The 11,727-nt window shown below is 43.0% G+C and carries 9 protein-coding genes; 5 read left to right on the top strand and 4 right to left on the bottom strand.

The features are described 5' to 3' along the window. From ON073_RS18910 to pabB, 3 genes are all read right to left on the bottom strand, one after another. The coding region (locus ON073_RS18910) for an L-serine ammonia-lyase (RefSeq protein WP_274763440.1) at positions 1-1,349 on the bottom strand (1,349 nt) is incomplete at its 3' end. A gap of 95 nt (positions 1,350-1,444) precedes the next feature. Continuing rightward, the gene (locus tag ON073_RS18905) at positions 1,445-2,017 is read right to left on the bottom strand and encodes an NUDIX hydrolase (protein WP_274763439.1); all 573 of its coding nucleotides are present in this window, start codon (positions 2,015-2,017) and stop codon (positions 1,445-1,447) included. Positions 2,018-2,037: 20 nt separating this feature from the next. Beyond that, a complete protein-coding gene (gene pabB / locus ON073_RS18900) occupies positions 2,038-3,393 on the bottom strand; it encodes an aminodeoxychorismate synthase component I (protein WP_274763438.1) in 1,356 nt (451 codons plus the stop codon). Between the two features lie 156 nt (positions 3,394-3,549). Here pabB and ON073_RS18895 point away from each other — a divergent pair, with 156 nt between their 5' ends. The 3 genes from ON073_RS18895 (at position 3,550) to ON073_RS18885 (ending at position 7,320) form a co-directional block, all read left to right on the top strand. After that, positions 3,550-5,076, top strand: coding sequence for a fumarate hydratase (locus ON073_RS18895; protein WP_274763437.1), 1,527 nt, complete (start codon positions 3,550-3,552; stop codon positions 5,074-5,076). Positions 5,077-5,525: 449 nt separating this feature from the next. Further along, on the top strand, positions 5,526-6,566 hold the full coding sequence (locus ON073_RS18890) for a Leu/Phe/Val dehydrogenase (protein WP_274763436.1): 1,041 nt from the start codon (positions 5,526-5,528) through the stop codon (positions 6,564-6,566). Between the two features lie 106 nt (positions 6,567-6,672). Beyond that, complete coding sequence (locus ON073_RS18885; RefSeq protein WP_274763435.1) at positions 6,673-7,320, top strand: CatA-like O-acetyltransferase; 648 nt, start codon at positions 6,673-6,675, stop codon at positions 7,318-7,320. A gap of 1 nt (position 7,321) precedes the next feature. Here the strand turns inward: ON073_RS18885 and ON073_RS18880 are convergent, their stop codons facing one another. Further along, positions 7,322-9,745, bottom strand: coding sequence for a helicase-related protein (locus tag ON073_RS18880; RefSeq protein ID WP_274763434.1), 2,424 nt, complete (start codon positions 9,743-9,745; stop codon positions 7,322-7,324). A gap of 65 nt (positions 9,746-9,810) precedes the next feature. Here ON073_RS18880 and ON073_RS18875 point away from each other — a divergent pair, with 65 nt between their 5' ends. Beyond that, the gene (locus tag ON073_RS18875) at positions 9,811-10,758 is read left to right on the top strand and encodes a TRM11 family SAM-dependent methyltransferase (RefSeq protein ID WP_274763433.1); all 948 of its coding nucleotides are present in this window, start codon (positions 9,811-9,813) and stop codon (positions 10,756-10,758) included. Positions 10,759-10,832: 74 nt separating this feature from the next. Next, positions 10,833-11,654, top strand: a complete 822-nt coding sequence (locus tag ON073_RS18870; RefSeq protein WP_274763432.1) for a M90 family metallopeptidase — start codon at positions 10,833-10,835, stop codon at positions 11,652-11,654. Positions 11,655-11,727: the final 73 nt, after the last annotated feature.

Below are 11,727 nucleotides of genomic sequence, written 5' to 3'. Positions count from 1 at the left end.
CCGCCTCGGGCAGTTTCTTTATATTTGGTTTTCATATCATTACCCGTATCCCACATGGTTTTGATTACTTTATCAAGGGATACTTTTTGTTCACCTGAACCGCGCATTGCAAGACGAGATGCATTAATTGCTTTCACAGCCCCCATTGCATTACGTTCAATACACGGTACCTGTACAAGGCCACCAACCGGGTCACAGGTTAATCCCAGGTTGTGCTCCATACCAATTTCAGCGGCGTTTTCAATTTTCTCGACATTGCCACCTAAGATTTCGGTGAGTGCACCTGCAGCCATTGAGCAAGCTACACCGACTTCACCTTGGCAGCCCACTTCAGCACCTGAAATTGACGCATTCTTTTTGTAAAGAATGCCAATTGCAGCAGCAGTAAGTAGGTAACGCGTTGCGATGTCTTTATCCACTTCTTTAATAAACGTATGGTAGTACATCAGAACTGCCGGAAGAATACCCGCTGCGCCATTGGTTGGTGCAGTAACAACACGGCCGCCAGCAGCATTTTCTTCATTTACGGCAAGGGCAAATAAATCGACCCACTCCATTGCACGCAGAGGATCATTGTGTGTTTCTACATTTAACTGGCGGTGCAAACTTGGTGCACGACGTTTTACTTTTAAACCGCCCGGTAAAATACCTTCGGTTCGCATACCGCGCTCAACACAGGCTTTCATCACAAGCCAGATATTGTAAAGTTCGTCTGTGATCTCGCTCTCTGCTTTAAGGGTTTTTTCGTTTGCCATCATCAGAGCTGGCACACTTAAGCCGTGCTCTTTACACTGCGCCATCAGTTCTGCGCCAGTATCAAATGGGTAAGGTGCAGGATTTTCTTGACGAATAGCTAGTGCAGCTTCTTTTTCTTTATCAAAATCTTCGTCGCGAACGATAAAACCACCACCAATTGAGTAGAAAATCTCGCTGAAAACACATTCTTCGCCTTTAAACGCTTGAAGTTTCATTGCATTTGAATGTTTTGGCAGTGTTTTACGACGGTGGAAAATAATTGCATCTTTTTTAGGAAATGCAGCAGCATGGCTTTGATCTAGGTAGATGGTTTCTTCTTTTTCAATTTTTTCTAGAATACTTGGTACAAGATCGGCATCAATCGATTCAGGATCGTGGCCAGCAAGACCAAGAATAACTGCTTTACCCGAACCATGACCAACACCAGTTTGACCCAGCGAGCCAAATAGCTCACAACGCACACTGGTAATGTCGTTTAAAATACCTTGCTCTTGTAGTGACTTTACGAACAGTCTTGAAGCGCGCATCGGGCCCACTGTATGGGATGAGGAAGGGCCAATGCCGATACTAAACATATCGAATGCACTTATCATACGAATATCTCTTACTTAACCATTGAACGGCCGAGTATCATAACTCTAATTTATAAACTTGTTAACTTTAATTAGTATGATTAATGCTTATGTGCTTAATTTAGATGTTTAATCAAATTACGGATAATTTGTGCGGTAGCACCCCAAAGCAAACCATACTCGGTTTGGAACCCTGTAAGAGTATAGGACGAAAATTGGCGGGTGAATTGAATATCTTGCCAATTTGTTTGATCAATCAAAGCCGCAAGTGGCAGGTAAAAAGCATTTGCCACTTCATCGCTAGCAAGAGATAAATTGGGCTTTTCTGGCAGTAGAGCAATATAAGGCTTTATCTCAAACCCAGTAAGAGTCCAATAACTATCCATATCACCAATCACATGGTTGTTATTAACCACAATGCCAATTTCTTCATGTGTTTCACGCAGTGCTGTGGCAAGTAAATTATCGTCTGAATGTTCAAGTTTTCCGCCAGGAAAACAAATTTGCCCAGGGTGATGCTTTAAATAGTCAGGACGCTTACACAGTAATAAATGAATTTCATCGTTCACATTAACCAGAGGCACCAATACAGCGCTTTGCTTGGCAATATTGCGCATTTGTATTGGAAAGCCAACATCATTGCTTGGCTGCTGAATATGAAAACGAGCGAGAAATTCACTTAACTGCATAACACGTCCAAAGCGGGTAGCTATTCAAGTACAGGTAAAATACGATTTACTTTATCGTATGTTTCTTGCAGCTCAGACTCAAGAGTTGAGTCGGCAACTACGCCACCGCCAGCCCAGCAATAAATTTTACTTTTTTCACAAACCAGGGTACGAATGGTAATGCTGGTATCCATGGTGCCACAGGCCGAAATATAGCCAATTGAGCCACAGTAGATTGAGCGGCGGTGAGGTTCTAACTCTTCAATAATTTCCATTGCTCGGATTTTGGGTGCGCCAGTAATCGAGCCACCGGGAAATGCTGCTTTTAATTGATCAATCGCGTTGTAACCATCAGCAAGGATTGATGTAACCGTGGATACCAAATGGTGCACTGCGTTAAAGCTCTCAATATCAAAGAGCTTAGGTACTTCAACGGTACCAGGTTTTGCTACTTTGCCTAAATCGTTTCTTAGTAAATCAACAATCATCACGTTTTCAGCGCGATCTTTCGTTGAATTTGCAAGGCGTGCTTTGTTGGCGTTATCAATTTTTGCATCTTGGCTTCGCGGCACTGTGCCTTTAATCGGCTTAGTTTCGACCTGACGCTCTTTTACCTGAATAAAACGCTCAGGTGAAAGTGAGAGTATTTGTTGCTCACCAGTATTAATATAAGCCGAAAATGGCGCTTGGTTTGCGCTACGCAACTTACAATAGGCAAGCCAAGGGTTGCCAGTAAAACTAGCATCAAAGCGCTGCGCCAAATTGATTTGGTAGCAATCGCCGCTTTTTAAGTATTCTTGCACTTTATCAAAACGCGTACCATAACCGTCTTTACTGAGGTTTGATTGCCATTTAGTTGATAAGGCAAATGGCATGCGCTCGCTTTCAGCGCCCGTAAGCGGTGCAAGGTAATTATTAAGCCGTGTTTCGCTATCACAACATGGCTGTGCGATATAAAACCACTGGTTTTCGTGATGATCAAATATCAGGGCATCGGGGTAAATACCCACCAGCATTTGGCCTAAATCGATATCGTTTTTCGCAATTTCTGGCATCACTTCAATTGAGCGGCCTAAATCGTAACTGAATAAACCTAAAGCGCCGCCAGAAAACGGTAAATCAAACGGGGCTTTGTCTTTTACAAATGGGCTGATTGCGTGGTGTATTGCACTAAACCCATCACACTCAGCTTGGTGATTATCAACAAAAGTCACATTGTTTTTTACTTCAACCAGTGAAATTGGGTCAATCACAATAATGTCAAAGCGGTTATTTGGGTGTGCTGGGTTTGCCGAATCGAGGAAAATGGCATACTGCAAATCTGCAAAAAAACTAAAAACGTGCTCGCTAGTTAGCGCTAAGTCTAATTTTTTGCATATTAATTGTTCATTTATCATTAACTTTAACTACCAGACTGGTCGCAAACGAGTTGGGAGGTTATTATACATGCATAGTTTAACGAATTACTGCACAGATTGCATGAGTAAGCTGTGTTTGACACTATTCACACTGTAAACATTTGCCACCGTCACGGCATATAATAAGGATACATAATGAGCACTATCCGTCAGCAAGACTTTATTGACAGCATCGAAGATGCATTGCAATACATTTCGTTTTATCACCCACTAGATTTCGTACAAGCGCTTGATAAGGCGTACCAAAAAGAAGAAAGCAAAGCGGCTAAAGATGCGATTGCACAAATCTTAATTAACTCACGTATGTCGGCAGAAGGTAAGCGCCCACTGTGTCAAGATACGGGTATTGTGACGTGTTTCGTTAAAGTAGGTATGGACGTTAAATGGGATAAAACCGATTTGACGGTTCAGCAAATGGTAGATGAAGGCACTCGCCGCGCATACCTTAACCCAGATAACCCACTGCGTGCATCAATTGTTGCAGACCCAGCAGGCAGCCGTAAAAACACTAAAGATAATACGCCTTCAGTTGTGCATATCGACATGGTGCCAGGCGCTGAAGTTGAAGTAATGATTGCAGCGAAGGGCGGCGGCTCTGAAAACAAAACTAAAATGGTTATGCTTAACCCATCTGACGATGTTGCTGCTTGGGTTGAAAAAACGCTACCAACTATGGGGGCGGGCTGGTGTCCACCTGGCATGTTAGGTATAGGTATTGGTGGTACAGCTGAAAAAGCAGCAGTACTTGCAAAAGAATCGCTCATGGATCCGGTAGATATTCATGAGTTAATGGAGCGCGGCGCAGAAACAGCGGAAGAAAAGCTACGTTTAGAAATTTTTGAGCGCGCAAACAAAACCGGTATTGGCGCACAAGGCCTTGGTGGTTTAACTACCGTTGTTGATATTAAAATCAAAACGGCACCAACACACGCGGCATCCAAGCCTGTTGTGATGATCCCTAACTGTGCGGCAACGCGTCACGTTCACTTCACATTAGACGGTTCAGGCCCTGCTGATCTTAAAGCGCCTAAGCTAGAAGATTGGCCAGAAGTAACATTTGAAGTAGGTGAAGATACACGCCGTGTAAACCTTGATACCTTAACAAAAGAAGACACAGCCGATTGGAAGATGGGTGAAACAGTACTGTTAAGCGGTAAAATCTTAACTGGTCGTGATGCTGCGCATAAGCGTTTACAAGACATGATTAATTCAGGTGAAGGCTTACCTGAAGGTGTTGATTTCACCAATAAATTTATCTACTACGTAGGCCCTGTAGATGCAGTAGGCGACGAAGCAGTAGGTCCTGCGGGTCCGACAACGGCAACGCGTATGGATAAATTTACTGACTTAATGCTTGAGAACACTGGCATTGTAGGCATGATTGGTAAAGCAGAGCGCGGCCCAGCAACAGTTGAATCAATCAAAAACAACAAGTCAATTTACCTAATGGCAGTGGGCGGTGCAGCCTACTTAGTATCAAAAGCAATTAAGAAAGCAAAAGTTGTTGCGTTTGAAGACTTAGGTATGGAAGCAATCTACGAGTTTGAAGTAGAAGATATGCCAGTAACCGTTGCGGTAGATAGCGAAGGTAACAACGCGCACAGCGCAGGCCCTGCAATCTGGAAAGCAAAAATTGAAGAGCTGGACGCAAAACTAAAATAATTTTTGCTTGAGCAACAAGTTTAACATAGTAAAAGGGCGCTTATGCGCTCTTTTTTTATTGCATCGCTCTAGCGTTTAACTGATAAAAACGATTGGAAATTATGCTTGAGCAGTGTTTGCACATTGATTAAGCTCTGAACCCTGTAATTTCTTCTTTACGCTCTCCCATCTTACTGGCTTATCGCTTACGTAAACGTCAATCTGCAATTTAAATATTAGCGGATCTTTGCGATATTTTGCTTGGAATAGCGCTGTAATTGCATTGTTTATCGTTATGTAAGTGTTAAATGGAATTGAATATGTTTAATTGTAAGTTTAACTGGGTTGTTCATCTAAAATTGTAGTCTTGATGAAAGGATAATGTTAGAGTCGGTGCAAACCAAGAATAACCCGTTCATTTAACGCCATACTTATTATACGCGTTAAACATTTACAAGTTGGAGAGTCGTGTGACTGTTTTTAATCGTACTGAATTTGATAACCACGAAAACGTTGTTTTTTGTGCAGACAAAGAAACTGGCTTAAAAGCAATTATTGCTGTACACAGCACTAAATTAGGCCCAGCAGTGGGTGGTTGTCGTTTATGGGATTACGCAAGTGACGAAGATGCAGTATACGATGTACTGCGTTTATCAAAAGGCATGACATATAAGAATGCTGTTGCGCGCTTACCATTCGGTGGCGGTAAATCGGTAATCATCGGTAACGCAAAAGAAATCAAATCAGATGCACTATTTAAAGCATTTGGTCGTCATTTAGAGCGTTTAGGTGGTAGCTACTACTCAGCAGAAGACGTAAACATCACCTGTGATGACGTAGCAGTAATGAATACTGAAACAAACTATGTACTTGGCCTTGAAGGTAAAAGCGGTAACCCATCACCATTTACTGCACTAGGCACGTTCTTAGGTATTAAAGCGGCTTACCAGCACAAGCACGGTCATCAAGACTTAGCGGGCGTAAAAGTGTCAGTACAAGGCCTTGGCGCGGTTTCTTACACACTATGTAAATACCTACACGAAGCAGGTGCTGAGCTGTTTGTAACAGATATCAACGAAGAGCGTGTTAGCCGTGTAGTTAGCGACTTTAACGCAACTGCGGTTAACATTGACGAAATCTACGACCTAGATGTTGATGTATACGCGCCATGTGCACTTGGTGCAACAATCAATGATCAGACTATTCCTCGCATTAAAGCAGGCATTATCGCAGGGTGTGCGAATAACCAGCTTGCAGAGCCACGCCACGGTGAAATTATTCGTGAAAAAGGCATTTTATACGCGCCAGATTACGTAATTAACGCAGGTGGTATCATCAACGTTTACTACGAAACAGCGCCAGAAGGTTATAGTGCGGAAGCTGCAACTAAGCACGTTGAAGGTATTTTCGATACACTAAGCGAAATCTTCAAGCGCTCTGAAGATGAGCAAAAGTCAACGCACATTATTGCAGACGAACTAGCGCAAGAAATCATCGAAAACGGTTTGTAATTTACCCGTTTGTTACTTGTAAAAACATGAGCAACAGAATGAGCTTGAAAGTTCATGCTATGCTCGGTAAGGTGCCCGCAATTGCGGGCATTTTTATTTTAAGATTATGGCAACTCAAATCGACCTCTCTACCTGGCAACGCGCCGAACACTTTTCATTTTTTAAAGACTTAGCAAACCCGTATTTTTCGGTCTGTGTGCGTATAGATGCGGGTGAATTGTTTGCTGCATGTAAGCAAAGTGGTCAGTCTTTCTATTTAGCCTGCCTGTACGCCTTGCTGCGTGCCAATAATAGCTACCAACCCGTTTGTCATCGTATTGATAACAACCAAGTGTGGTTGTGCGATAAAATTGAAATTAACGCTGTGCAATTAGATGAGCAAAACCTCTTTAAAATTTCGTACTTACCTTATGCGGAAGGCTTTGCTGACTTTAGTGAAAAAGGCAAAATTGCATTCGAAACAGCAATAAGTCAGCCATTTTTTTCAGAGCAATTTAACTCAATAGAAGGGCGCCTTAACTGTATTCATGTGTCGGTGTTACCTTGGCTTGATTTTACGGGTTTTTCCCACGCAACACCGTTTGGTGAGCAAAATGGCATTCCCAAATTTGTGTTTGGTAAATTCGATAAACAGCTTGGCACCATGCCACTCAATATTGATGTGCACCACGGCTTAATGGACGGTTTTCATGTTGCGCAGTTTGTGAATGTACTACAGCAAGAAATGGCAGCACTTGCAAAGAGCCTAGATTAACCTACTTAATATCCACCAATTTACTGGCGCGGCGATATTGTATTTTTGCGCCATTAAAGTTGGGTAGCTCCCACTTTTTTGGCGCTTCAACCCGTTTGCCACTCATGTAATGAAGCACTACGCGTTTCGCGCTAATAAAGTACTCCACTCTGAGTTGTTGCTGTGGCAACACCACTGTTAGCGGGTACAGCTCACAAAATTGCTGCCACGTGTAGTCATCAACTAAGCCATAAGCAAAATCACTGTTATCAAGAAGTGCCAGCTCATCAAGCGAGCTTATTTCTAAATCACTTAATACTCGTGTGATTTGTTCGTGTGGTGCTAATAATAGCCAGTCGGTACTATGCACGTTTTGATAAAGGCAGAGTTGCTGGTATTCCTCTGTTAATTTTTCAAAAAGCGACTCATAAAGTGCGCCAGTTTCAATAAGATTAACGGTGGCGGCAATAAATTCATGGCTTTTAATTAAGGCGCTAAACGATTTTAAAGATGTGCCTGCGTATTGGTAGTGGTAGTTGCCAATTAATTCATTCTGCTCAGTAATCTCTGAGGAGCATAGCTTTGCCTCACCTAAGTCATTATCAATAATAACGCTGGTTGTTATGGGGCTTATTTTGGTTGCCAGTGTTTTGCGGTCTTTTACTGCACGCCCAGCAAGGCTGTAGGTTTTAAGTACCAATAGGGCGTCGGGTTCGTTACCGATGTAGCTGTCTTTGCCTATCACCACTTCTTGCTGACCATTGTTGTAACTGCCGCGGCGATTTTGCTTTTTAATATACACGCAGCTTGGCAGTAAGGCGGCAATGGCGTGTTGCAATTCAGTGATGTTGTAACTGGCGTATTTACTTAGCTCGGGTAAATCAAAATGGCTACGCAGCTGGCTGGCAAATTGCTTTGCCTCAATCAAGGCGTTTTCTTCTGCGCTGATATACTCTAAAAACTGGCCGCGCACTAAGCCAATGAGCAAGCTAAAGTCACAGAGGTTCGGAAAGTCACTTTCTAATTGCAGGAACTTCTCTGAGTTTTTATCTAGGGTGTACAGTTTGGCTGGCACGCTTAGGGCACCTGCAAGGTCGGCCATTGCCTGCTTTAGGCGGTTATTCGGCATGCTTGCCACTAAATGGGAAAGCGAAACGTCAATGGGCAGTGGCGCAAGGGCTTTACCATAGTCAGTTGCAATACCCGCATCGTTAATGGCATTGATGGATTTAAGCGTTGAAAACGCTAAATCATGGGCTTGTTGTGATAGTGGGTTGATAAAGCGTAAATTGCCAAGAGCATTATTATTTGCCGCGGCTGCCAACATCATATCCGTTAAGTTTTCACGTTGGATTTCAGGTGGTGTATGGGCTTCAAGCGGTGCATGTTGACCAAACAAGGCTAAGTAAACACCTTGTTTAATACGCCCAGCGCGGCCGCGGCGTTGTAGTTTGGAGTCATTGGCAATCGCAGTTAAATCCAACACACTTTGGCCGTTTCGAATATGTGTGCGGCGCTCAAGCCCTGAATCAATCACCACATCAACACCGGGAATGGTTAAGGATGTTTCTGCCACGTTAGTCGCTAAAATAAGGCGGCGTTTTTCCCCTGGTTGCAAAGCGCGCTTTTGCTCGCTGATGGGGCTTGCACCATGCAAGGTGATTATATCGAATTGGTCGCTCATTCGTGCGCGCAAATAGCTGGCACAAAGTTGAATTTCCCCTTTGCCGGGCAAAAATGCCAATACATCTTGGCTGCCAAGTTGATATGCTTTTTCAGCGGCAAATGCCATGCGTTCAGTGACGTTGTCTTTGTGTGGCATATCACGCATGGCGGGGGCAAGGTAATGCTCATCTACTGGGAACACTTTACCTTCGGCATGTAAATGTATGCCTTGGCAATAGTTAATGAGTTGCTCAGCGTTTAATGTGGCAGAGGTTATCACTAGCTGATAGGGCTGGTTGCTGGTTTTATTATGCTCAAGCAGTAAAGCCAGCAGTAAATCGGTATCCCAGCGGCGCTCATGAAACTCATCGAGCATAATGGTATTGAAATCGTTTAATAACCCTTCATTTAACCAGCGCAGTGTCACACCCGGAGTAACAAACACTATTTCGCTGTTGTCGTTATTTAACCAGCGCAGTGTCACACCCGGAGTAACAAACACTATTTCGCTGTTGTCGTTTGCTTGTATTTCAAAGCGAATGGCATAACCCACCTTTTCGCCAAGGGGCGTTTGCATTTCGTCAGCGACGCGCTCGGCAAGGCTAGTACATGCAATACGCCTTGGCTCAATGACCAATACTTTGCCGCTTTGCGTGCACCACTTTGGCAATTGGGTTGATTTACCCGTACCCGTGTTGGCACTAACAATAATCGGTTGATAGCTATTGTTGTTGCCAATATGGGCTAAAAAATCGGTTTTAATCTGGTTGATTGGTAGCATGCGTTTATTTCTTTGTCCGAGTCGCGATATAATTGACGGTATTATTTGTCTATTAGGATAATGTTTTGAAAGACATTGCGATTTTGATATCACCTGTTGCAAACGGTGCTTATTTTAACGAAACCATCGATATTGCACAAAAAGAGTTTACACAGTGTATTGGCGAGTATGACCTTACACTAAACGAGATTGGCGGCATGCAATTTTTGCAAACCCAATTGCCAGAGCAAAAACTTGAGGTATTAGCTCGTTTATCGTTTGTACAAGGTATTTTTAGTCATGATTCGGGCACATTAACGCCGCTATCGCTAAATACTGATTTTAACTTACACAGTGATTTTGTCTTTGGTAGCAAGTACAAAGGCAAAACTAATGAAATTTTAACCCAGTTGCTGCTCAATGTGGGTTTGAGTTTTTGTAAAGAAAAAGACGTCAGCAAGATTAAATTGCTCGACCCAATGTGCGGGCGCGGCACCACTTTAATGTGGGCAATGCGTTATGGCATTAAATCAAAAGGCATTGAGCAAGACCCGAATGCCGTTTTGGACTTTAGAACCTTTGCTAAAAAATGGACTAAGCTTCACCGCCAAAAGCATGAGCTAAAAGAAGGTTTTATCGGGAAAGCCAATAAACAAAACAAGGGTAAGTTTATTGATTTTACCGCCGAGGGCGTTAATACCCGCATTATTAATGGTAATGCGACGACCGCGTGTGATTTATTAAAACGTGAAAAGCAGCATTTAATCATTAGTGATATTCCCTACGGTGTGCAGCATTTTACGACTGAAAAAACCCGAAACCCAATTGCTGTGTTAGAAGATTGTGCGCCGCAATGGGCCGATTTACTGCACAAAGATGGTATTTGCGTTATTGCGTTTAATAAATACATTCCAAAGCGCAAAGAGCTAATTGCGGTTTTTGAAGCGGCAGGCCTTAGCGCACTTGAATTTGAAGCGCCGCATCGCATGAGCGAATCAATTTTCCGTGACGTTGTTGTTTTAAGAAAGAACTAAAAAATTTATTTCCTACCTTGAACAACGCCATGCTTCACCCAATAACTACTTAAGAAGTAGAAAAGGGCTGAAGCATGGACTTCATATTAATAATATTAACCTTGGTATTTATCGCTGCGTATTGGCATTTTGATGCGCTACGCAATATTTACTGGGAACATAAACTAAAAGATCGCACATTAAGCGACAGCGATCGCAATGTATTACTCAAGTACATGCCGATTTATCGCCGAATGACAGATAGCGAGCGCGCACGATTAGAAAAACACATCATCTGGTTTTTAGCGACCAAAGACTTTTTAGGGCGCGATGGCCTAGTGGTAAACCACGCAATGAAGTTGATTGTGGCGGCCGATGCCTGTGTATTGGTGCTAAATAAACCGTGGCCGCTTTATAAAAATGTGAAGCAAATTTTGCTTTACCCAAGCGCCTATTATGCAAATTCAGAAAGCCGTGATGGCGCTGGCCTTGTAAGTTTTCACCAAACGGTTAGGCAAGGGGAGTCGTGGCCAGGCGGTACTTTAGTGCTTTCATGGCATGATGTGCTTAACGGTAACCGTTTACCAAACGATGGCCATAATTTAGTATTTCATGAGTTTGCCCATCAACTCGATCAAGAAACTGGTGCAACAACAGGCACCCCGCTGTTAAAAGACAAACTCACCTATGAAAGTTGGGGACGCGAATTTTCCCGCGCCTACAATGTGTTAAAAGCGCATGTGGCGTATGGCATGCCACACGTTATTCATAGTTACGGCGCCACCAACGAAGCGGAGTTCTTCGCGGTGATCACCGAAACCTTTATTGAAAAACCCAGCGAATTAAAAGCATATGATCCGGTCATTTTTGATCTATTACTGAACTACTTTGGCTTTGACCCAAGGCGCTGGAACTAATACCAACTTTATTAATCCTTTGATCATTCTAGCGAGTTAAATGACCCATAAACTGCGTTTTAAAATTCTAAAG

The organism is Pseudoalteromonas sp. G4, assembly GCF_028875915.1.
Taxonomy (GTDB): Bacteria; Pseudomonadota; Gammaproteobacteria; order Enterobacterales; family Alteromonadaceae; genus Pseudoalteromonas.
Note: the sequence above shows the minus strand (reverse complement) of the source record. Positions and strands in the feature narration are given on the sequence as shown.

Coding starts and splice junctions, on each gene's coding strand:
- ON073_RS18905 (WP_274763439.1), bottom strand. CDS start 2,017: ATGCAGTTAAGTGAATTTCTCGCTCGTTTTCATATTCAGCAGCCAAGC.
- pabB (WP_274763438.1), bottom strand. CDS start 3,393: ATGATAAATGAACAATTAATATGCAAAAAATTAGACTTAGCGCTAACT.
- ON073_RS18895 (WP_274763437.1), top strand. CDS start 3,550: ATGAGCACTATCCGTCAGCAAGACTTTATTGACAGCATCGAAGATGCA.
- ON073_RS18885 (WP_274763435.1), top strand. CDS start 6,673: ATGGCAACTCAAATCGACCTCTCTACCTGGCAACGCGCCGAACACTTT.
- ON073_RS18880 (WP_274763434.1), bottom strand. CDS start 9,745: ATGCTACCAATCAACCAGATTAAAACCGATTTTTTAGCCCATATTGGC.
- ON073_RS18870 (WP_274763432.1), top strand. CDS start 10,833: ATGGACTTCATATTAATAATATTAACCTTGGTATTTATCGCTGCGTAT.